The sequence below is a fragment of the Nocardia sp. CDC159 genome (assembly GCF_023740735.1).
GTDB lineage: Bacteria > Actinomycetota > Actinomycetes > Mycobacteriales > Mycobacteriaceae > Nocardia > Nocardia pulmonis.
Window position 1 is genome coordinate 129,446 of the sequence record NZ_JAMRXH010000002.1, and the last position, 20,784, is coordinate 150,229.

19 protein-coding genes are annotated in these 20,784 nt (G+C 69.2%); 7 read left to right on the plus strand and 12 right to left on the minus strand.

Going from position 1 to position 20,784, the window contains the following annotated elements; translation table 11 throughout:
* The first annotated feature begins 95 nt into the window (after nucleotides 1-95).
* A complete protein-coding gene (locus NDR87_RS04300; RefSeq protein WP_251910097.1) occupies nucleotides 96-1,610 on the plus strand; it encodes an amidase in 1,515 nt (504 codons plus the stop codon).
* On the opposite strand, the gene NDR87_RS04305 is transcribed toward NDR87_RS04300, so the two are convergent.
* Nucleotides 1,600-2,202, minus strand: a complete 603-nt coding sequence (locus NDR87_RS04305) for an HD domain-containing protein (RefSeq protein ID WP_251910096.1) — start codon at nucleotides 2,200-2,202, stop codon at nucleotides 1,600-1,602. The two genes, NDR87_RS04300 and NDR87_RS04305, sit on opposite strands and share 11 nt — an antisense overlap.
* Before the next feature lie 271 nt (nucleotides 2,203-2,473).
* On the opposite strand from NDR87_RS04305, the gene NDR87_RS04310 reads away from it, so the two are divergent.
* From NDR87_RS04310 to NDR87_RS04320, 3 genes are all read left to right on the plus strand, one after another.
* Entirely contained in the window at nucleotides 2,474-3,001 is a 528-nt protein-coding gene (locus NDR87_RS04310; RefSeq protein ID WP_251910095.1) for a hypothetical protein, read from the plus strand.
* 158 nt (nucleotides 3,002-3,159) lie between these two features.
* Entirely contained in the window at nucleotides 3,160-4,860 is a 1,701-nt protein-coding gene (locus tag NDR87_RS04315; protein ID WP_251910094.1) for a hydrogenase maturation protein, read from the plus strand.
* Nucleotides 4,861-4,886: 26 nt separating this feature from the next.
* Nucleotides 4,887-5,714 carry an MHYT domain-containing protein gene (locus tag NDR87_RS04320; RefSeq protein WP_308212041.1) on the plus strand — a complete coding sequence of 276 codons (828 nt, stop codon included), beginning with the start codon at nucleotides 4,887-4,889 and terminating at the stop codon, nucleotides 5,712-5,714.
* 6 nt (nucleotides 5,715-5,720) lie between these two features.
* On the opposite strand, the gene NDR87_RS04325 is transcribed toward NDR87_RS04320, so the two are convergent.
* The 5 genes from NDR87_RS04325 to NDR87_RS04345 all read right to left on the minus strand — a co-directional run bounded on the left by NDR87_RS04325 (nucleotide 5,721) and on the right by NDR87_RS04345 (nucleotide 9,490).
* Nucleotides 5,721-6,011, minus strand: a complete 291-nt coding sequence (locus NDR87_RS04325) for a hypothetical protein (protein ID WP_251910093.1) — start codon at nucleotides 6,009-6,011, stop codon at nucleotides 5,721-5,723.
* Between the two features lie 187 nt (nucleotides 6,012-6,198).
* Nucleotides 6,199-6,981 (minus strand): NlpC/P60 family protein, encoded by a 783-nt coding sequence (locus NDR87_RS37680; protein WP_308212042.1) that lies wholly within the window; start codon nucleotides 6,979-6,981, stop codon nucleotides 6,199-6,201.
* Between the two features lie 251 nt (nucleotides 6,982-7,232).
* Nucleotides 7,233-8,057: a hypothetical protein gene (locus tag NDR87_RS04335; RefSeq protein ID WP_251910092.1), complete on the minus strand. Its 825-nt coding sequence runs from the start codon at nucleotides 8,055-8,057 to the stop codon at nucleotides 7,233-7,235.
* Nucleotides 8,057-8,782: a ParA family protein gene (locus NDR87_RS04340; RefSeq protein ID WP_251910091.1), complete on the minus strand. Its 726-nt coding sequence runs from the start codon at nucleotides 8,780-8,782 to the stop codon at nucleotides 8,057-8,059. The genes NDR87_RS04335 and NDR87_RS04340 overlap by 1 nt, the downstream gene beginning before the upstream one ends.
* A 150-nt stretch (nucleotides 8,783-8,932) precedes the next feature.
* Nucleotides 8,933-9,490: a TetR/AcrR family transcriptional regulator gene (locus tag NDR87_RS04345; RefSeq protein WP_251910090.1), complete on the minus strand. Its 558-nt coding sequence runs from the start codon at nucleotides 9,488-9,490 to the stop codon at nucleotides 8,933-8,935.
* A gap of 258 nt (nucleotides 9,491-9,748) precedes the next feature.
* Between NDR87_RS04345 and NDR87_RS04350 the strand changes: the two genes are divergently transcribed.
* Nucleotides 9,749-10,645, plus strand: coding sequence for a DMT family transporter (locus NDR87_RS04350; RefSeq protein ID WP_251910089.1), 897 nt, complete (start codon nucleotides 9,749-9,751; stop codon nucleotides 10,643-10,645).
* Nucleotides 10,646-10,986: 341 nt separating this feature from the next.
* On the opposite strand, the gene NDR87_RS04355 is transcribed toward NDR87_RS04350, so the two are convergent.
* Complete coding sequence (locus NDR87_RS04355) at nucleotides 10,987-12,423, minus strand: amino acid permease (protein WP_251910088.1); 1,437 nt, start codon at nucleotides 12,421-12,423, stop codon at nucleotides 10,987-10,989.
* Nucleotides 12,424-12,653: 230 nt separating this feature from the next.
* Between NDR87_RS04355 and NDR87_RS04360 the strand changes: the two genes are divergently transcribed.
* Both NDR87_RS04360 and NDR87_RS04365 read left to right on the plus strand, forming a co-directional pair.
* Nucleotides 12,654-13,610 (plus strand): GlxA family transcriptional regulator, encoded by a 957-nt coding sequence (locus NDR87_RS04360; protein ID WP_251910087.1) that lies wholly within the window; start codon nucleotides 12,654-12,656, stop codon nucleotides 13,608-13,610.
* 3 nt (nucleotides 13,611-13,613) lie between these two features.
* The gene (locus NDR87_RS04365) at nucleotides 13,614-14,258 is read left to right on the plus strand and encodes a DJ-1/PfpI family protein (protein ID WP_251910086.1); all 645 of its coding nucleotides are present in this window, start codon (nucleotides 13,614-13,616) and stop codon (nucleotides 14,256-14,258) included.
* Here NDR87_RS04365 and NDR87_RS04370 read toward each other — a convergent pair.
* The 5 genes from NDR87_RS04370 to NDR87_RS04390 are packed head-to-tail and all read right to left on the minus strand — an operon-like array spanning nucleotide 14,239 to nucleotide 20,783.
* Nucleotides 14,239-14,880, minus strand: coding sequence for an FHA domain-containing protein (locus NDR87_RS04370; RefSeq protein ID WP_251910085.1), 642 nt, complete (start codon nucleotides 14,878-14,880; stop codon nucleotides 14,239-14,241). The genes NDR87_RS04365 and NDR87_RS04370 overlap by 20 nt on opposite strands.
* Nucleotides 14,880-16,166 carry a VWA domain-containing protein gene (locus tag NDR87_RS04375; protein WP_251910084.1) on the minus strand — a complete coding sequence of 429 codons (1,287 nt, stop codon included), beginning with the start codon at nucleotides 16,164-16,166 and terminating at the stop codon, nucleotides 14,880-14,882. Before NDR87_RS04375 ends, NDR87_RS04370 begins: the two co-directional genes overlap by 1 nt.
* A complete protein-coding gene (locus tag NDR87_RS04380; protein ID WP_251910083.1) occupies nucleotides 16,163-17,254 on the minus strand; it encodes a PP2C family serine/threonine-protein phosphatase in 1,092 nt (363 codons plus the stop codon). Before NDR87_RS04380 ends, NDR87_RS04375 begins: the two co-directional genes overlap by 4 nt.
* Nucleotides 17,251-19,575 carry a serine/threonine-protein kinase gene (locus NDR87_RS04385; RefSeq protein WP_251910082.1) on the minus strand — a complete coding sequence of 775 codons (2,325 nt, stop codon included), beginning with the start codon at nucleotides 19,573-19,575 and terminating at the stop codon, nucleotides 17,251-17,253. The genes NDR87_RS04380 and NDR87_RS04385 overlap by 4 nt, the downstream gene beginning before the upstream one ends.
* Nucleotides 19,572-20,783 carry a hypothetical protein gene (locus NDR87_RS04390; RefSeq protein WP_251910081.1) on the minus strand — a complete coding sequence of 404 codons (1,212 nt, stop codon included), beginning with the start codon at nucleotides 20,781-20,783 and terminating at the stop codon, nucleotides 19,572-19,574. The genes NDR87_RS04385 and NDR87_RS04390 overlap by 4 nt, the downstream gene beginning before the upstream one ends.
* Nucleotide 20,784: the final 1 nt, after the last annotated feature.

Below are 20,784 nucleotides of genomic sequence, written 5' to 3' on the forward strand. Positions count from 1 at the left end.
CGACGCATTCCAGGTAGCCATACCGAACGGTTGACGAACCAATCGGAACTGCTATTGTAGGTATTCCATCTCGGAGCACGACCCCTGGAGGGCCCATGCGGTACGACGAATATCGGGCTCACGACGCGGTCGGGCTCGCGAAACTGGTCGCCGACAAACAAGTGCACCCCACCGAACTGCTCGAGGCCGCGCTCGCGCGCTACGAACAGGTCGGCCCGGCCCTCAACGCGGTGAGCCTGCTCATGACCGATGTCGGCCGCACGCGCGCGGCAGGGCCCCTCACCGGCCCGTTCGCGGGGGTGCCGTTCCTCGTCAAGGACCTCCTCCAGGATTTCGCCGGATATCCGACCGCCTCCGGAACCCGCCCGCTGCAGGCGATTCCGGCCGAGAACCACAGCCTGCTGGTGCGCCGCTGGCTCGATGCCGGACTGGTGATCTTCGGTAAGACGACCACCCCCGAATTCGGCATCAAGGCCGTCACCGAGACCTCCACCTACGGCGCCACCCGCAATCCGTGGGATCCGCAGCGGACGCCGGGCGGCTCGTCGGGCGGCTCGGCCGCCGCGGTGGCCGCGGGCATCGTCCCGATCGCGGGCGGCAACGACGGCGGCGGTTCGATCCGCATCCCGGCGGCCTGGACCGGACTGTTCGGCCTCAAGCCCGGTCGCGGCCTGCTGCCGTGCGGCGGCGGTGGTGGCGACGTGCTGCACGGACTCGCGACCGAGGGGGTGCTCTCGCGCAGCGTCCGCGACACCGCCGCCATGCTCGACGTCCTCGCCGGTCCCGATCCCACGACGCGCTACTACCGGGAGGGCCCCGGCCACCGCTTCGCCGAGGCCGTCGGCCGGGCGCCCCGCCCGCTGCGCATCGCCGTCAACCACGAATCACCGCTGGGCACAGCGGTTCACGACGAGGCGGTGCGCGCGGTGGAACACACCGCGACGTTGTTGGAATCCCTGGGCCACCGGATCGATTACGCCGCACCGACATTCGACGGCCGCCAAGCGGCCCTGGACTTCACCACGGTCTGGACGGCCCATGCCGCCGCCGAGATCGCCGATGCCCGCCGCCGCACCGGCGCCTCGGCCCGCGATTTCGATTTCGACACCAGAATGCTCGCGGTCGCGGGCCGCTCGATCTCCGCACCCGAGCTGGTCGACGCATACGAGCGCTGGAACGACTACACCCGCGCCCTGGCCACGCTGCACGCCGACTACGACCTCCTGCTGACCCCCACCGTCGCCGAACCGGCCCTGCGCATCGGCCAGAACGAGCTGCCGCGCGCGGCCGAGCTGATCGTCGAGACGTTCGTGAGCCTGGGCGCGGGCCGATTGATCACGCGCAACCGGCTCTTCCGCGAATTCCTCTTCGCCAACATGGCCGCCGTGCCGTTCACCCCGTGGGCCAACATCACCGGATGCCCCGCCATCAGCGTCCCGCTGTATCGCACTCCGGACGGCCTGCCGCTGGGCACCCAGTTCGTCGGCGCGCCCGGCAGCGAATACCTGCTGCTGCAACTCGCGGCGCAATTGGAGCAGGCTGCCCCGTGGGCTCACCTCGAGCCGCCGGAACCTGCGAGCGCCGCCGCACCCGTTCCCGCTACTCGGTGAACGGCGGGCTGCCCATGTCCTCGGGCATGTGACCGCCGTCGACCCACCAGGCCACCCGCGAATGCGGCTTGCGCCGCGCCTGTTCGAAACACGCCCGGCGCAACCAGGTCCGGAAACCGAGCCGGGGCAGCGCAGTCACGACCGCATCGATGAACCGGGGATCGAGCTGCTCGACGCGCCTCGCGTGGGTGTCCAGGCCGGTGCCCGCCCCGGTCAGCCGGATCTCGGGCCCACCCTGACGAATCAGTTCCGGATCCAGATGCCAGGCGATGGCGTCGCGGACGATGGCGATCCGGTTGCGCGAGAAGCCCCGCGATCGTAGGAATTCCACCGCTCCCGCCGCACCCTCCAGCTCGAAGCCGTGTGGCCCGTCATATCGTTCGGTGAGACCGAGATCGTGTAGCACGGTGCAGATGTACAGCAGCTCACGATCCACCGTCTCGCCCCACACTTCGCCCAGCGCCCAGCCGAATTGGAAGGTGCGCAGGCTGTGGTTCACCAGCACCGGTGGCGCACAGGAGGCGAGCAGTTCGGTGACCGCATCGGCCATCTCGGTTTCGGGTCCAGCCACCAAGGATGTCCGTGCGGTCACCGCGCTGCTCCCTTCGCCGTGGAACTGATACAAAAATAGCAGTTCCATTTGGTTACCCAAATGCCCGAGACCGATCATTTCGCGACATTCGGGCGGGCGGAGGTCGCGGCCGCCCGTATCCGAGGGTGGCGCTCCCCTCAGGATGAGGCGCGCCGGTAGGTATTCGGCGCTCGAGCGCTTCCGGTTGGGGCCGAATCCCCGACGGGGTCGGTTCGAAGATCATCTACTATTTACGTACGTAGATAGTAGATGAACTGGAGGCAACGACGCCATGGCACGTACCGCACCATCCCGCATCCGGCGAACGATCTTCGCGCTGCCGCTGGCGACGGCGCTGACCACCGGTTTCGGGGTCGCGACGACCGAGGCCGCGGCGGCGGTCCCGAATTCCGGACCGGGTTGCCTGTGGGCGGGGACGGCGCATGCGCAGGGTGCCGAGATCGCGGCGGGCGGGCGACACTTCACCTGCGGTATCGACAAATTCCGCGCGCCGCACTGGTATCGCGGCGCGCCCACCACCCGGCCGAGCACGGTTGCCAATCCCGGCGCCCACACCGCACCCACCGGCCTGTTCAGCGCGGGGGCGCGCCAGCCCGGCACCAGCTACACCGATTACTGCTCCGGTGACCAACTGATCCCGGGTACCCAGGACATCTACCAGGCCGTCCGCCACCGCGACGGCAACCTCTACTGGAAGGCCGTCGCCCCGATCTCGGAGTGGGCCTTCGACCCCGTCCAACCGCGCCCCGAGCCCACCTGGCGCACCTCGTCGCTGTGCCGCGACGGAAACCTGATGTGACGGTCACTCTTCCGCTGGCCTTACCGGAAAGGTTGGGACAGAAGGGTTTTACATACCAAAAGTTTGATATTGCAAGTGGCGCAACGAGATGCGCGCGGTGCCGATTCGGGTTAGCTTCTCCCTCAGCTTTACACCGGACAACCGGATGAGGAGTCATAGTGCGAATCCTGCTGGTAGCCAGCGCATTCAACAGTCTCACGCAGCGCGTTCACGCCGAGCTGCGCGAGCACGGCCACCAGGTGGGCGTCGAACTGGCATTGGGGGATGAGGCATTACGCGCACGGATCGCGGAATTTCGGCCGGAGCTGATTCTGGCGCCGATGTTGACCACCGCCATCCCGGAGGACGTCTGGACGGCGCACACCGTGCTGATCGTGCATCCGGGACCCAAGGGCGATCGTGGCCCCTCCTCGCTCGACTGGGCCATCCACGAGGGCGCCCCGGAGTGGGGCGTCACCGTGCTGCAGGCCGTCGCCGAGATGGACGCCGGGCCGATCTGGGCCTCGGAACCGTTCCCGGTGGCCGCCTGCGGTAAGAGCGAGCTCTACCGCAACGAGGTCGCCGACGCCGCCGTGCGCGCGGTGCTGACGGCCGTACATCGTTTCGCCACCGGCGGATTCGAGCCCGAGCCGCTGGACTACGACCGCCCCGACGTGCGCGGCCGCCTGCGGCCCTATCACGAGCAGCGGTACCGGCGCATCGACTGGGCCGCCGATGACACCGCCACCGTCCTGCGCAAACTCCGCGCCGCCGATTCTCAGCCCGGCGTGCTGGACGAGTTGTTCGGCAGAGAGTACTTCCTGCACGGCGGCCACCGCGAGGACCGACTGCGCGGGACGCCCGGCGCGGTGATCGCGACCCGCGACGGGGCGCTGTGCCGGGCGACGGCCGACGGCGCGGTGTGGTTGCCGCAGTTGCGATCTCGTCGCGCCCCGGGCGGCCCGCCCACCTTCAAACAGCCCGCCGTGGCCGCGCTCGGGGCCGATCTGCCCGCCGATGTCCCCGAGGTCCCCGTCTCCCCGATCGAGGCCGCCACCCGCGACACCTGGTCGGAACTGCGATATCGCGAGGAGAACGAGGTCGGCTATCTCGAATTCGCCTTTCCGGGCGGTGCGATGAGCACCGGCCAGTGCCGCCGCCTGCTGGCCGCGTATCGCTATGCGTGCACGCGCCCGGTCGGTGTGCTGGTGCTCGGCCCGGCCCGCGACTTCTTCTCCAACGGCATCCATCTCAATGTGATCGAGGCGGCCGCCGACCCGGCCGTCGAATCCTGGCACAACATCAACGCGATGAACGACCTGGTGGAGGCAATTCTCACCACCACCGACAAACTGGTCGTCTCGGCGCTGGCGGGCAATGCCGCGGCGGGCGGGGTGCTGCTGGCCCTGGCCGCCGACGAGGTGTGGTGCCGCGAATCGGTCGTGCTCAATCCGCACTATCGGCTGATGGGTCTGCACGGCTCGGAATACTGGACCTATACACTGCCGCGGCGGGTGGGCACGGCCGCGGCCGAGCGGCTCACCAACGAGGCCCTGCCCGTCGGCGCGCGGGCCGCCGCGGCGCTGGGGCTGGTGGATCGCACCCTACCCGGCGATGCCGCCCAGTTCTGGTCCCGGGTTCGCCAGGATGCCGAAAATCTTTCTGCCGCAACGGAATTGGCCGACAGGCTGGTGCAGAAGAAGCGCCGCCGCGCGGCCGACGAGGCGATAAAACCACTATCGGCCTATCGCGCGGAGGAATTGGCGCAGATGCGCCGCAATTTCTTCCACCCCGGCGAGCCCTATCACCAGCTGCGCCGCAACTTCGTCCACAAGGTGCGACCGGCAGCGACGCCCTCGCATCTGACGATCGCCCGATAACGACGAAATTCGACATTGGAGTTCGTGTGCTGGAATTGGACCATTTTCACCATGGTTGGCTGACCCCGGCCCTGGCCTATCTGATGTCCGTCATCGGATCGGTGCTCGGTCTGCGATGTGCGTTCCACGCCCGCGCCGCCCGCTGGCCCGGCGGTTGGTTGATCGCCGCGGCCGTGGCGCTCGGCGGCGCGGGCATCTGGGTCATGCATTTCACCGCGATGCTCGGCTTCGCCATCGTCGGGACGACCATTCGCTACGACATGGCGATGACATTGCTCAGCGCCGCCATCGCCATCGTGGTGGTGTGGCTCGGACTCTCCATCGCCGTGCGCGGGCGGCGCGAGGTCGTCGCGCTGCCGGTCGGCGGCGCGATCACCGGACTGGGCGTGGCATCGATGCACTACCTCGGCATGTATGCGATGCATTCGGCAGCGGTCGTGCATTACCGACCCAGCCTGGTGGCGCTGTCCATCGCGATCGCGGTGGTGGCGGCGACCGCGGCGCTGTGGTTCATGCTGCATTTGCGCGGCTTCCTGGCCACCCTGGGCGCGGCGCTGATCATGGGTTTGGCGGTGTGCGGAATGCATTACACCGGGATGGCTTCCATGTCCGCCGAACACGGCGGCCACGATGTCGCGCTCGGTGGTTCCGATCCCATGCAGTTGCTCACGCCGCTGATCGTGATCGTCACGCTGGTCACCATGATGCTGATCGTGCTGGTCGGTCTGGCCGAGATCGATTCGGCGGAACGGCTGTCCGCCGATCGACGCCGACCGGCCGTCACATCGGCGGCCGAGCCGGTGCTCGCCGACAGCGGTCGGCAGTGGCCGCGTCGGCCACCCGCGGAGCACTGAGGAGAGTCACCCGGTGTAGCTACCCCGGCGAATCCACTCCTGGGCCGCGGCCTTGGCCTCGTCCACCGAGCGTGCCGACGCCTCCCGGACCAGGCTGCCGTCCAGTCTGCCGATCCGCCATGCACACGTGGTACGGGTCGTCGCCTTCACCCGGGCGCGGCATTCACCGAAATCCTTGGTCAGCCACCACTCCGCGGGACCACCGGCCAGCGCCCAGCCGTCGGTGGCGTGCTCCGGGCGAATCGGCCCGAACGGCTCCTCGCCGGAATTCGCCCGGTTGTCCGTGTGGTCGACCACCTGCTCCCCTCCGCTTACCCGACGGTCGTTTCCCAGTATCCTCGTCTGCGTTGTGCCGCAACGTGATTTCGGCATCGTATAGATGGTCGCAGCAGTGACAGGATTCGACCAGTCCCTCGATTCGAGCATGCGCAAGCCCGAATGCAAGAACGTTCGCCGGGGCGGTTAGTTTGGTGCACAGGGCATTTCAGAAGCGGCGGGCTCCGGACACCGGCATCTCGGATATCGGTGACATCACGACGCCGCTGCCACTGGTGGCGGCGTGAATCACCCGGCCGTCTCCGGCGTAGAGCGCGGAATGGTCGCCGCCGTAGAACGACACCAGATCGCCGGGCTCCAGCTCGTCCAGCGGCACCGGAGTACCGGCGGCGAGCTGTTCGTAGCTGGTGCGCGGCAATTCGACGCCCGCCTGCTCATAGGACCACTGCACCAGGCCGGAGCAGTCGAAGGAATCCGGGCCGTTCGAACCGAAGGCGTAGGCCGAACCCAGCTTGGATTCGGCGGCCGCCACGGCGAGTTGGCCGGGAGTCTTCTCCGGTGTCGCGGCCGGCGCGGAGGGCTGGGGCTGCGGCAGCAGGCCGGGAGGCATTGGCAGCGAACGCAAGTCGAGGCCGGGAACCAGCGCCTGCACGGCGCTCAGCAGATCGGTGGCCACGGAGTCGACCCGGATGCCGGGGATGGGCGCCGGGGCGGCGATCGCGTCGGCCTGCCGGGCGGGTTCCGAAACCATCGGTGCGACAACCTCTTCCGGAATCGCCACCAGCGCCTCCGGCAGCGGGCCGGGCGTCGGTGCCACCCCGGGGAGGTCGAGGGTGCCGATTCCGGGGATCTGCACCGGCTGCGCCGCGGCCTGTCCACTGCTCAGCAGCAGGGCGCCGATCGCGCCGAGGACGACCACCGCGGCGGCCATCATCCACCAGAGCAACGGCCGCAGCAAGCGGTGATATCGGCCTTCGCTGTTTCCTGCCATGATGCGGTCCTCCGATCCTTTCATCGGAGGCCGGACGCTCGCCCGACTCTCCGAACAGTTTCGAAAAACGTCGCGATGTGCATTCGGTCCAGCGGATCCGAGAAGTCATCATTCGCCCGCATCAAAACAATTACAAACAGGAACACGCATTTATTGATAACAACGCGATAAACAATCGAAAACCAATGGATTACGGAGAAATGCCCCGCTGCGGATTGTTTTTCCGCTGCGGGGCATTTTCTTCGGCCCGGTCAGGCGCTTAACTGCTGTTCGATGCGCGCGGCCAGGTCGCGCAATTTTGCGGCGAATTCTCGGGCCGCATCCGGATCGTCGTTCGAACTTTTCACGACCCGGCGACTCAGGGCCACCAATCGCGATTCCACGGTGCTGAACAAATCGATGGGACGCTCGGGCGCGGGCTCCCGCATCTCGCCGCGCAGCCAGGATTGCAATCGCTGCACGACCTGATCCTTGTCGAATTGTTCGGGCAGCACCGAAATCGCCTCGCGTATTTTTCCGGCGGTGACCTTCGGCGTACCAGCGGCCAGCGTGGCATAGACCGTCACGGCCGCCTCCTCGCCGTGCTCGGCCGCCACCGGAAGCAGTTCGCGAATCTGCCCCTCATTGATTCCCGGCGCCATCGGATGCAGCCGGGCGGCCAGCGGCCAGGCGCGAATCAGCTTGTGGGCGTAGGAGCGTTGCATATCCCACCGCTGTTCCACGTAATCGTCGAAGGTGGCGTAGGCGTCGCGATACAACCGGCCGTCCCGCACGATCTGCAGCGCGCGACCGGCCGCCCAGAACGCGAGTCGCAAAGTGCCGATCGAGGATTCGCAGGCCGACAGCTGATCCTGCTCCCGCTCACTGAGCGGGCCGTCCCCGGCCGTGGGCAACGGCATGGTCAGCACGCTGGCGGCCGGGTCGGGCACCGGTGGCACCACCGACAGGGCCGGACCCGAACGCCGCCATTCGGCATCGCGCAGCGGCGAGACCGGCGGGGTGTGCTCGGCCGAATCGGCCAGCGGATTCGCGGCGGCGGCCCCGCCGATCACGGATTTCCTGCGTTGCGGAGGCATCAGGCGGGCACCCCCAGTGCGACGCGGTAGGGTTCGACCAGTTCGTCGCCCACCTGGCGATATTCACCCAGATCCTCGAGTGGATTCTCGGCACCCTCGCCGACTTCCCCATCGGCGGCTTCCCGATACCACTTCCAGGCGCTCAGATACGACTCGAACACCTCGTACCCGGCATCCTCCAGATGCGAACGCTGGGTGCGATATTCCGTGGAGACGTTGACACCGTTCTTCATCGTCACCGGAACCTTGGTCATCAACACGCGGACCCGTATTTCTCGGGCCGCATCGGCGGCCGCCTCCTCGGCGGCCCGATATGTACTCGGCACTCGTTTCACCTCCGATGGACTCACGCTCGTCAATAGAATGAGCTCGTCGGTCGCGGGAATCGCGGCCTTGAAGATATCCGCGGATTCACCACCGGCATCCACGATCACCACGTCGTAGTTCGCGGCATTGTCGGCAATACAGTCGTCGACGTGCCGGGACGGAAACGCGATGAGCGTGAACGGCACCTCGATCTCGCCCTTGAGCAGCCTGCGGTACCAGGAGTATCCGGTCTGGCTAAGTGGATCGGCGTCGATCACCAGGACGCGCAGCTGGTGCACCTGCGCGAAGTATCCGGCGAGGAAAAAGGCGGAAGTGGTCTTCCCGACGCCGCCCTTCAGATTCCCCAGGGTCACCACCAGGGGCTTGGGCAGATCGAGCGGTGCAACAGAATTCGTCATAGACGGTCCTCCCGTAATGAGGAGAGCATTACTGTGCGGGGACAGTCTTACACGCGTGTAACTCGAACGCGTTTCATTTGTCTGGTGTGTCGGGGATGTGCTGTGTCCAATTGGACACGGGGCGGGTGGGTCCAATTGGACACAGTCGGTTCAGCCGTCGAGCACTGCCGTGGCGAGGCCGCGGGCGTACCGCTCGTCGGTGCCGGGGACCGCGAAGACCGTTCGGAAGTGAAGCGGCGCGACGACGCGGTCCAGGACGGTGTCGAGCGGCGGCGGATGCTCGCCGCGGGCGCGCGCCGCCGCGAGCACCGATTCGAATTGGGCGCCCACCCGAATCAGGCACGCGCGCAGGCCCGTTCGGCGCTCGCCCGCGTCTCCGGCCAGCTCCGCGCACAGGTATGCGATACCACCCGGTCGGGACAATTCCGCGAGCGTCCAGGCGGCGCAGTTCGCCAGGTCCGCTTGCAACTCGCCGGTCTGCGCGGGCGCGGGCGCGCGGGTGTGCGCGGCGACGTCGGCGAGCAGGGCGGCGAGTGTGCCCCAGCGGCGGTAGACCGTACTCGCGGTGACGCCCGCGCGAGCCGCGACGGCCGGAATCGTCATCCGGTCCGCGCCCAGTTCGACGACCAGATCCGTGGCGGCCCGATACACCGCCGCCCGGATGCGGGCGCTGCGGCCGCCGGGTCTGGTGCGAGCCGAGGTGGTCACGGTCGGAGCTTAACGCAAAGAGATTCGCTTTAAGGCGATCTCGCCTTCATCCGGTCTCGGTGCGTCGGCTAGAGTGGCGACCGTGCACCGGATCTACAAAGTCACTCCGCCCCCCGCCCGCTGAGCGGGGTGGTCTCCGAGTCGGGTCGGCACAGCCGCTCGACTGATTCGTAGTACCGGTCTGCGGTACCAGCTTCGGTAGCACCTGCCCCGCGTCGTCGATCACCTTTGTCCTTCGACGCAGGAGCACTTCCTCACATGTCCATCGACGTCGTCGCGCCCGCGCGCGACCGTTCCGCGGCGGCCCTGCTGGCCGCTGGAATCCTCTGGGGCACCGGCGGTCTGGCCGGGGCCATGCTCACTCGGCAGACCGGCCTGCATCCGCTGTCCGTCGCGACCTATCGCCTACTGCTCGGCGGCGGGCTGGCGGTGGCGCTACTGGCCATCTCGGGCGGGCTGCGCGGAGTGCCGCGCACCCGGGCGGCGCTGCGCCGCATCCTGGTGACCGGCGCGCTGCTCGGCTTCTTCCAGGCCGCCTACTTCGTTGCCGTCCAGTACACCTCGGTGGGCATGGCCACCATGGTGACCATCGGCATGCTCCCGGTCTTCGTGGCCATCGGCACCGCACTGCGCGACCGCCGCATCCCCCAACCGACCACCCTGGCCGCCATCGCCGTGGCAATCACGGGCCTGGCACTGCTCACCGGCTCCCGCATCGACGCGATCGGCGGCTGGCACCTCCTCACCGGGGTCACCTTCGCCCTCGCCGCCGCCATCGGCTTCGCCCTCCTGACCCTCATCACCACCACCCCCGTCCCCGGCCTGGACCCGTTGCGCACCACAGCCTTCGGCATGCTCACCGGCGGCCTCCTCCTCACCCCCGCGGCCCTCCCCCTCGGCATGACCCTCCCCCTCACCCCCACCACCCTGGCCACCGCCGCCTACCTGGGCAGCGCCCCCACAGCCCTCGCCTACACCGCCTACTTCCGCGGCCTGCGCACCGCGGCCCCCGTATTCGCCTCCCTGGCAGCCCTCCTCGAACCCCTCACAGCAACCCTCCTCTCCCTGGCCCTCCTGAACGAACACCTCACCCCCTGGGGCTGGACCGGCGCCGCCCTCCTCATCGCGGCCCTCGCACTGAGCTCCCGCCGCTGACCCGAACCCGAATCCCCGCCTTGCATCGCGCTGCGCTGCAAGGCGGGGAACAAGAAGAGCGCCTACTGGGAACGAGGAAACGCGCCCACCCGGAACAAGAAGAACGCGCTCATCCCGACCCCGCGGCTCCCTGCCCTGCATCGCGCTGCGCTGCAAGGCAGGGAACAACAAGGAGAGCGCGCGCCCAGCGGTGAGGTAGGAAGACCTCGTTTCCCGCAGGCGTGCGCACCCACTCCCCCGTAGGCATGCACACCTACTCTCCCGTGGGTGTGCACACCCACTCCCCCGTAGGCATGCACACTCATTTCCCCGCCCGGACGGAGTCCGGGCGGGGCGTATTGCTAACTCACCGAGGTGGATTCGGCTGGGGGATGGTTGCCGCCTCGGGCGAGGAGGGAGTGGCGGCGGCTGTAGCCGAAGTAGATGACGAAGCCCAGGACGAACCAGGCGGCGAAGCGGAGCCAGGTGACCGGGTCGAGGTAGGAGATGAGCCAGAGGGAGAAGACTATGCCGATCAGGGGGATGAAGGGCATGAAGGGGGTGCGGAAGGTGCGGGGGAGGTCGGGCTGGCGGTAGCGGAGGACTATGACCGCGGCGCAGACGATTACGAAGGCCAGCAGGATGCCGATGTTGGTCAGTTCGGCCACCTGGGCGATGGGGAGCAGGCCCGCGAAGACGGCCGAGGCCACGCCGACGATCCAGGTGATGCGGGTGGGGACCTTGCGGACGGGGTGGGTCTTGGCGAACCACTGGGGCAGCAGGCCGTCGCGGCTCATCGAGTACCAGACGCGGGTCACGCCGAGCATGAACGTGAACAGGACGGTCATGATGCCCACGATGGCGCCCGCCGCGATCAGGCTGCCGAGGCCGGACAGGCCGACGGCGGCGAAGGCCGAGGACAGGCCGCTCTCGGGGTTGATCTCGGTGTACTTCTGCATGCCGGTCAGGACCAGGCACACCAGGACGTACAGCACCATCGAGATGACCAGCGAGTAGATGATCGCCTTGGGCATATGGCGTTTGGCGTCCACCGACTCCTCCGCCGCGGTCGACATCGCGTCGTAGCCGAACACCGCGAAGAACACCGTCGAGGCGCCGGTCACCGCGCCGCCGAAGCCGAACGGGAAGTACGGAGAGTAGTTGCCGGACTTGATGTAGAAGGCGCCGACGACGATCACCACGAGGACGACGACGACCTTGATGCCGACCACCACCGACTCGAAGCGCGCGGCCGCCTTGATGCCCATATTGAGCAGGAAGGCGATCAGCAGGCACAGCAGCGCCGCGAACAGGTCGATCTTGTGCCCGTCGCCGGTGCCGGGCGCGCCCATCATCCACACCGGCAGGTGAATGTTCAACTGCTCCAACAGGAATTCGATGTAGCCGGAGATGCCGATGGCCACCACCGCCACGATCGCGGTGTACTCCAGCAGCAGATCCCAGCCGATGAACCAGCCGACCGGCTCACCGAGCACCACATAGCCGTAGGTGTAGGCCGACCCGGCCTTCGGGATCAGGCCCGCGAACTCGGCATAGGACATCGCGGCCGCGGCGCTCGCCACACCGGCGATGAGGAACGAGATCAACACGGCGGGACCGGCCGTACCGTGCGCGACCGCACCGGCGAGAGAGAAGATTCCGGCCCCGATGATGCCGCCGACGCCGATGGCGGTCAGCTGCCACAGACCGAGGGCCCGCTGCAGGCCGCTGCCCTCCTCCTCGACCAATTCGATGGGTTTGCGCCGGAAGAGATCGCGCATGACTGGACTAGCTGGCATGTCGGTTGCTCCTTGTACTCCTGATCGGGGCAGTGTAAATGTGAGCGCCAACACCCCGGTTGTCCAGGTCTATGAATGACGCGCGCCGATTTCATGCGAGAGAACAAACCGATAGTCGGATAGATGTGCTTTGTCCGAACTCACGCCCGGTTTCTTCCATCCGGTCGAATGGCAGAAAAGGTGGGTTGCACGTCATTGCGGACGTCCCCGCGAACATCGAGGATGAGTGCATGACCCGGACCGTCCTGATCGTCCTGTTCGAGGGAGTACAGGGCCTCGACGTGATCGGACCGCTCGAGGTCTTCGCGGGCGCCGAACGCCACACCCCCGGGTCCTACGACATCCGCACGGCCTCCCTCGACGGCCGCCCGGTGCGCACCGTGAGCGGCCTGACGCTGACCCCCGACCAGCCGCTCGACGCGGCGGACACTCCGCATACCCTCGTCGTCCCCGGCGGCCAGGGCACCCGCGCACCCGACCCTCGGCTTATCGAATGGCTTGGCGCCCAACGCCCTGCACGCCTGATATCGGTGTGCACGGGCGCCTTCCTGCTCGCCGCGGCCGGTCGGCTCGACGGCCGCCGGGCCACCACGCACTGGGCCTGGTCCGAGCTCTTGACCGCGAAATACCCACTGGTGCGGGTGGATCCGGAACCCATCTACGTGCGCGACGGCGACATCGCCACCTCGGCGGGCGTGACGGCCGGTATCGATCTGGCCCTGGCCCTGGTCGAGGAGGACCTCGGCCGCCGGGCCGCACTGGTCATCGCGCGCCAGCTGGTCGTATTCCTGCACCGCCCCGGCAACCAGGCGCAGTTCAGCGCCCAGCTGTCGGCGCAGACCGCCCGCCGCGACCCGCTGCGCGCGGTACAGCACTGGATCACCGAACATCCCGACGCCGATCTGACCGTCGAGGCGCTCGCGGCCCGGGCCCGCCTGTCGCCGCGCCAGTTCGCCCGCGCTTTCCGACACGAGACCGGGATGACGCCGGGCCGCTACGTCGATCGGGTACGGCTGGAACAGGCCCGGCGGCTGCTCGAGGACACCGGCGACGGCATCGCGGAGATCGCGCGGGCCTGCGGATACGGCACACCGGAGGCGATGCGGCGCGCCTTCGTCAAGGCGCTCGGCTCGGCCCCGGCCGAGTATCGGCGTCGTTTTCGTTCGCCGCGTTCCGAGGAAAGGTGATCCGTGCAGATCGCGATCGTGCTCTACGACCGCTTCACCGCGCTCGACGCGGTCGGCCCGTACGAGCTGTTGAGCCGAATACCCGAAGCCGACACGATTTTCGTCGCCGAGCAACCCGGACCGGTGCGCACCGACACCGGCAGCCTGGCGCTGGTCGCCGACCGCGGATTCGACGAGGTGCGGCGACCCGACATCGTCGTGGTCCCCGGCGGTCCCGGTCAAACCGAGCAGATGACCAATCCGCGCCTGCTGGACTGGCTGCGCCGAGTCGATTCCACCAGCACCTGGACGACCTCGGTGTGCACCGGATCGCTGCTGCTGGCCGCGGCCGGACTGCTGCACGGGCGCGGGGCGACCTCGCACTGGCTGGCCCTGGACGAATTGACCGAACTCGGCGCCCAGCCCACGAGCGACCGGGTGGTCATCGACGGCAAGTACGTGACCGCGGCGGGCGTCTCCTCCGGAATCGACATGGGCCTGACCCTGCTCGGCAGAATCGCCGGACACGAGCACGCGATGGCGATCCAGCTGCTGACCGAATACGATCCGCAGCCGCCCTACGACGCCGGTTCCCCCGCCAAGGCCCCCGCCCAGATGGTCGAGAACCTCAGGGCCGGTGCGCGTTTCGCTAGGGCGTCTCGTAGCTGACGGTGATCGTGGTCCAGCCGCCGACGTGGATGCGCGCTCCGGCGGCCAGGGGCACGGGCGTATTCGGCGCAATGAGTTCGTCGGCGCCGTTCAGCGAGGTGCCGTTGGTCGAGCCGAGGTCGGTGACCGTGATGCCGTCCGGGGACACGTGCAGGCGGGCGTGGGCGCGGGAGACACCGATGTCCACCGGGGGAATGCCCAGGTCGATTTCGGGGTGCACACCCTGCGAGACACTGTGCTTGCCGATGAGGAAGTCGGTGCCGTGCAGGGGGATTCGTCGCGGCGGGTAGTAGGCGGGGAATTCGACGCGATCGGCGTCGGGGCCCTTGCGGTCGAGCACCCGCTGATAGAACTCGCGGTCGGCCACCACGGTCGCAACCCAGACCTGTTGCGCGGCAGCCTGTTCCGGCACCTCCGGCAGGGTCACCGTCTCGGCGACCCGTGCCGGTGCGGGCAGTGCCGAATCACGGCCGCACGCCTCGCAGAACCTTCCCGCGATCGGCGCACCGCAGGCCGGGCATTCGGCCGCGGGCGGCACCGGCGCTGCCGCGGCGATCGCCGCCCCGCAGATATCGCAGTAATCCGACGCCGCCGACGGATGCCCCTCGGGACAGGTGACCATCACGACTCCTTCCGCACCCGGGCGGTTTTCGTCGACCGGGCGTCCAGGGCGGCCTCGTCGAACGCGTCGACGGTGCGGCGCAGCTGCACCGTGCCGGTATGGTCGTCCACCTCGACCACCGTGCGCAAAAGCTTTGCGGTGTCGTCGTTCCCGGAGGCCGAGGCCAGATGCACCGCGCGCTGCAACATGGCCGTCGCGGTATCGAGATCACCCTGCTTGCGCGCCGCCAGTCCCTCCTGCACCGCCTGCGCCAGTTCGGCCTGGCCGGTGTAGTGCGCGACCCGGCGACTGATCCGCGCCGACAGTTCGGTGTCGGTGGTCCACACCGCCTTGACCAGTCCCTGCCCGACCACCTCGTCCCCCACCACCACGCTGATGCGCGCCGCGAGCTTCTCCCGTCCGGCCGCCGCGGGCTCGACGCGGACCTGGACGTGGTAATCGCGCTCCTCGGCGCCCCAGGAGCCGAGCGCATACTCCCCCACCTGCGTCCCGGCCTCGACGCGCCGGTCGGTGAGATCGGAGATGGTGGGCGCGACCTGTTTGACGAAGCGGACGGCCGCGCCCACCGGGGTCCAAACCCGCAGCGCGAGATCGGGAATGGTCTTGGCCAGCGAGGTGCGCATCATGGCCTGGAAGTCGGCGGCCAGCTGCGCGCCCTCCTTGACCACATCCACCGAACCGTTCAGCGCCGTGGCGATGGCACGCAGTTCGGCGACCACGTAATCGCTGCCGACACCGCGGCAGTCGCAGGTGAACAGGCCCTGCGAGGTCGCGATCTCCGCCGCGAGGTGTTCGGGCGACTCGTGCTCGTTCTTGCCGTCGGTCAGCAGGATCGCGTGCGCCATCGCGTGCGGATGCTGTTGGGCGATCTGGCGCGCCAGCCCCAGCCAGGTACCCATGGCGGTGCCGCCGTAGGGTCGCAGCTTGTCCAGCGCATGCTTTGCGGCCGTGCGGGATTCGCGGCTGGCCCGCTGCAGCGGCCCGCGTCGGGGGTAGACCACCTGCGCCTCGGAGGTGCCCTGCACGATCGCGAACAGCGTTCCGTCGGGCAGCTCGTCCAGCGCGGCGGCCGTGGCGCGGCGCGCGCCCGGGAACCGATCCCCCGCGCCCATCGAACCCGAGCAGTCAATGATGATGATCTCCAACCGCTCGGGCGGCGGTGCGGCGTCCGCGAAGTCGGCCCCCGCCGCCACGGTCACCACCGCGTCGACGGTATCCGCACCCTCGGCCAGATACGGATTCTGGTCGACGACGACCGAAATACCCTGTCCTTCTTGTGAGCTCATTGCTGTACTCCTGACACCGGCGCGAGGGCGACGGTGATGTTGTCGGCGCCACCGCAGTGTATGGCGTAATCGACGAGGTTGCGGGCGGCCTTGGCGGGCGGGGCGGAGGTGGCTATCGCGGCCAGATCGGCGGGTTCGGACAGGTAGTTCCACAGGCCGTCGCTGCACAGCAGCAGCACACCCGGACCGTGGACCCGCAGGGTGTGCACGCGGGTGTCGGCGGCGGTGTGCTCGGAATCGGCGCCCAGCCAGCGGACCAGGGCGTGCGCGCGCGGATCGCGCATGGCGGCGACCTCGTCCATCGCACCGGCGTCGACGAGGGCCTGCGCCCAGGAGTCGTCGACGGTGAGCCGCCGCGACGGCTGGTCGGCGCGATCGCTCGGCGCGCGCAGCCAATAGGCGCGGCTGTCACCGACATTCGCGACCGTGATCTCGAATTCCCCATGGCCGCACGGTCGCAGCACCGCGGTGACGTAGGTGCACGACGGACTGTGCCCGGCGGCGATGGACACCCCGCGCACCGCCTGGAAGGCCGCCTCCAGCCCCGCCATCACCGCATCCTCGGCCGTCCGATCGGCGGTGAGCGCGGCCAGGCAGGCGTCCAACCCGGCGCGCGCCGCGGCCCCGGAGGCGGCCTGTGGATCCTCCGAGGTGGATACGCCGTCGCAGACGGTGATCACGACGGCCGATCCGGTGGTTTCGGCGGCGGCCGGATCCACCGCGCTCAGGGTGGAATCGTCCCCGCCCGGACGCGGTGCCGCCGCGGGCTCGTCCTCGACATCGCCGAGGACCGCGGCCGCGACCGCATCCTCGTTGCGCGCGTGCACTTTTCCGCGATCGGTGACCAGATATACCGCGCCCAGATCGGCACTGCCGCGGTCCGGCGGCCGCCGCAGCTCGCCGCAGGCCGTGCAGTATCCATCGGGATCGAGCCGCCCCGCCCCGCAGGCCGCGCATCCGGCCGCGGGATCGATCGCGAGGTCGGGCAGGGCGGCCCGGCGGATGGCCAGCTCGCGCCCGCACTGCTCGCAGAAACGGTCGGTACTGCGGGTGCGGGCCCCACATCCGGGGCAGGTCGGCGCGCTCACAGCGTGGACCTCGGGCGTACCGCATTGGCCCGCTCGACCAGTTCGATGCGCTCCCACATATCCTCGCTCTCCCGGGCCAGATCGCGGTAGCAGCGCTCGAGTCCGGCGCGCACACCCGTTTCGTCGAGGTCGCGGCCGAGCAGCGGATCGCGCCGCGCGGCCGTGTGCCCGGCCGCCAACCAGGCGAGCGCGACCCGCAACAGCCGCAGCCGCACTTGGGCCGCACGACGTTTCGATTCGATGACCAGTCCCTCGATCCGGCCGCCGCATTCGCGCAGCAGCTCCTCGGTGATGTTCGCCGCAAGCGCCTCGGGGTCATCGGGTGCCCGATCCGAATCGTCCGCGCCGAGCATGACCTCCACGGCGGTCAGCCGGGCCTCGGTGTAGAGCGCCGAGGAGGGCTGGACCTGGTCGAGCGCCGCCACGGCACCGTCGCGCTCCCCGCCGAGGCGGCGCAGCCGCGCCAAGCCGAAGGCGGCACTGACATACCCGCGATCGGTGCGCCAGACGGTCTCGTAATACCCTGCGGCCCGCCGCCTCTCGGCATCCGGCTCCCCGCTGCCGGGCGCGGCCAGCTCGGCCGCCACCGCGAGCGCCAGCTTCGGTGCGGCCTCGCCCGGGAGCGCACCATACACCGACTCGAAATCGCTCGCGGCGGCGTCGTATTCGCCCGTCAGCAGGCGCGCCTGCCCCCGATACCAGGCCAGCCGCCAGTCCTCCCCCAGCGTCGGCGTCAGCTCATCGATGCGTCGCCGCGCCTGCGCCGCGTCGCCCATCTCCAGGGCCGCCCGCACCAGCCGCAGCGGAACCTCGACCGATTCGGCCTTTCCGGTGACCACCGCGCGCAGCCCCGCCTCGAACGCGGTCTCCAACTCCGCCACCGTGGTTCCGCCCGTGGTCGCCAGCAGCGCCGCACCGGAGTCGGCCGGATCCACCAGCGGCACCGGCAGCGCCGTGACGATCGCCCGCGCGTCCCGCGGTGGGCGCCCGCCCGCGCCGAAGACCGCGCGCGGCGGACCGAAGTTCACCGACGGCCCGGGCCGCGGGGTGTCGTCCTCGGCCGCGAGCACCTCGCGCAACACCCCGGTCAGCTGATCGGCCGCCTCCTCCGTCGAGGTGAACCGTGCCCGCGGGTCGGACTCGGTGGCGCGCAACAGGAATCGGTACAGCGACGCGTGCCGGGCCAGCAGCGGCTCGGTGTCCGGGCCGGGCAGTTCGGCGAAGTGCCCGTCGCGCTGCGGCACCGGCATCATCAGCACGGCCAGGGTCCGCCCGACGGTGTAGATCTCGCTGGCTACGGTCGGGCCGGTGTCGGCGATCTCGGGGGCCTGATATCCGGCCGTGCCGTAGATGGCGCCATGCTCGTCGTCCATCGCCATGACCGCGCCCAGATCGATCAGCTTCAACTGTTCGTCGGTCTGCATCACGTTGTCGGGCTTGAAATCACAGTAGGCCAGGCCCAGCGAATGCAGATAGCCCAGTGCCGGAAGCATTTCCAGCACATAGGCGATCGCCTGGGCGGGCGGCAGATACGACCGCTCGGTGTCGCGGCGGCGGCGCAGCAGCTGTTTGAGCGAGACGCCGCCCACGTATTCCATGACGAGGTAGTCGGTGCCGCCGTGCTCGACGAAATTGAAGATCTTGACGATATTCGGATGCTCGACCCGCGCCAGCGAGCGCCGCTCGGCGACGGCCGCGGCCATGGCATCGCGATCGCCCGCATTGAGCAGGCCCTTGAGCACCACCCAGCGGTCGTCGACCTTGGTGTCGGTGGCCAGGTAGATCCAGCCCAGCCCGCCGTGTGCGATCGGGCCCGCCACCCGATACTGCCCGCCCACCAGATCTCCCCCGGTCAGCTTCGGGGAGAAGGAGAACCGCGTGCCGCAGTGCGGGCAGAAGCCCTCGGTGCGGCCGGGCGCCCCCTCGCGGGACCGGCCGACCGGGCGTTCGCAGGTGGAGCAGAAGCGCTTGTTCTCCGGCACCTGCGGGTCGGACAGGACCGCGGCGGCCGGATCTGTCCGCGCGACGCGCGGCACCTCGACCATGCCCGCCCCGAGCCGCCCCCGGCGCGAGCGGCCGGAGGTGGACCGGGTGCGCGCCGAGCGAGCGGTGGAGCGGCCGGTCGACGCGCTCTGCGTTGTGGCGGTGGCCGTTTCGGCACTCGGCGCGGTGCCGCAGGTGGCGCAGTATCCGTCGACGATCGTCCCGCCGCAGCCCGGCTCCCGACAGTCGGTGCTGCCCGCCGCGGCGGGTGCGGTGCCGCAGATCTCGCAGTACCCGTCGACAATCGTTCCGCCACAGCCCGGTTCACCGCACGTCATCCCCGCCTCCCCGACTTCTCCACGATGATCTGCTGATAGTCCGCCACCGCCCGCGTCACGGCGGCCAGATCACAGGGGCGGCGCGACAGCAGGCCGCTGGCGATCCGGTTGGACGACAGCACGTCCGGATCCTCACTCACCCCCAGCCGGGCGGCCTTGGCCTGATAGGCCGCCAGCCGCCCGCGCAGCTCGGTACGCCGGTCCAGCAGTCCGCGCGCCAATTGCTCATCGGCGGTGGCGGTCTCGAGCGCGGCGGCCGTGCGCAGGCGCAGGTCCAGCAGCGCACCCGCCGCGGTCAGCGGTACCGTCCCCGCCTCGCCGCCTTCGGATTGCGAGCGATACCGCGCGGCAAGCGATTCCAGCTCGCAGCGCAGGGCCTCGCTCACATCCGGATGAACGGGAATCGGTGCGGTGTGGATCGTGCGTTCGGCTTCCGCGCGGGCCGCCAGCGCCCGTTCGCGGGCGGCCCGTAGATCGTCCAGGCGCGCCCCGGTCTCGGCGATCGCGGCCGCCCAGTTCTCGACCAGCGAGCGCAGCTCGGCGAGTGCCTCGGATTCCCCGCGCAGCCGTTCGGCCACGGCCGCTATGCGCGAATCGATCTCCTCGGCGGTGAAGGCCAGCGGATCGGTGGCCGAGCGCCGGACGAGTTCGCTCACCTCCGCGCCGATGGCCCGCAACTCCGGCGACGCACCGCCGAATCGATCGAGCTGGGCCTGCAGCGGCGCCAGGCCGGACAGCACGCGGGAGTTGATCGCGTCGACCGCGTCGAGGAATTCCGCGATGTGCGGAAAGGTCGCGCGCATGCGGTCGAGGGTGTCGGCGATGCCCACGAACAGCACCCGCTCGCCGGGCCCGGTGAGCGAGCGCTCCGACAGCGGAATCGGCACCCGCGCCAGCTCGTGCGGTCGGTCGCGCAGCAGGCGGGTGAGCTCCGCGCGGTCGGCGTCGGTCGGCTTGGTGCGCCGGGCGCGAATGGCCCTGGCCTGATCCAGGATCGACTGCAACCGCCCGAAGTCCTCCCACATCAGATCCAGTCGCTCGCGCAGCGGCCGCCAGCGCGCGGCGGTCGCCCCGACCGGTGGATAGCCGCGCAGCAGCGTCAGTCCCGGATGCTTGTCCAACTCCAACAGCGACGCGGTGACGGCGTCGATTTCCCTACCGCGCGCGGCCAATTCGCTGTCTATCTCGGCGACGGTCAACACGTTCATC

Coding starts and splice junctions, on each gene's coding strand:
- NDR87_RS37680 (WP_308212042.1), bottom strand. CDS start 6,981: ATGGCAGGAAACAGCGAAGGCCGATATCACCGCTTGCTGCGGCCGTTG.
- NDR87_RS04375 (WP_251910084.1), bottom strand. CDS start 16,166: ATGAGCTCACAAGAAGGACAGGGTATTTCGGTCGTCGTCGACCAGAAT.
- NDR87_RS04355 (WP_251910088.1), bottom strand. CDS start 12,423: ATGCCAGCTAGTCCAGTCATGCGCGATCTCTTCCGGCGCAAACCCATC.
- NDR87_RS04335 (WP_251910092.1), bottom strand. CDS start 8,057: ATGCCTCCGCAACGCAGGAAATCCGTGATCGGCGGGGCCGCCGCCGCG.
- NDR87_RS04300 (WP_251910097.1), top strand. CDS start 96: ATGCGGTACGACGAATATCGGGCTCACGACGCGGTCGGGCTCGCGAAA.
- NDR87_RS04385 (WP_251910082.1), bottom strand. CDS start 19,575: ATGACGTGCGGTGAACCGGGCTGTGGCGGAACGATTGTCGACGGGTAC.
- NDR87_RS04360 (WP_251910087.1), top strand. CDS start 12,654: ATGACCCGGACCGTCCTGATCGTCCTGTTCGAGGGAGTACAGGGCCTC.
- NDR87_RS04350 (WP_251910089.1), top strand. CDS start 9,749: ATGTCCATCGACGTCGTCGCGCCCGCGCGCGACCGTTCCGCGGCGGCC.
- NDR87_RS04310 (WP_251910095.1), top strand. CDS start 2,474: ATGGCACGTACCGCACCATCCCGCATCCGGCGAACGATCTTCGCGCTG.
- NDR87_RS04390 (WP_251910081.1), bottom strand. CDS start 20,783: ATGAACGTGTTGACCGTCGCCGAGATAGACAGCGAATTGGCCGCGCGC.
- NDR87_RS04340 (WP_251910091.1), bottom strand. CDS start 8,782: ATGACGAATTCTGTTGCACCGCTCGATCTGCCCAAGCCCCTGGTGGTG.
- NDR87_RS04370 (WP_251910085.1), bottom strand. CDS start 14,880: ATGGTCACCTGTCCCGAGGGGCATCCGTCGGCGGCGTCGGATTACTGC.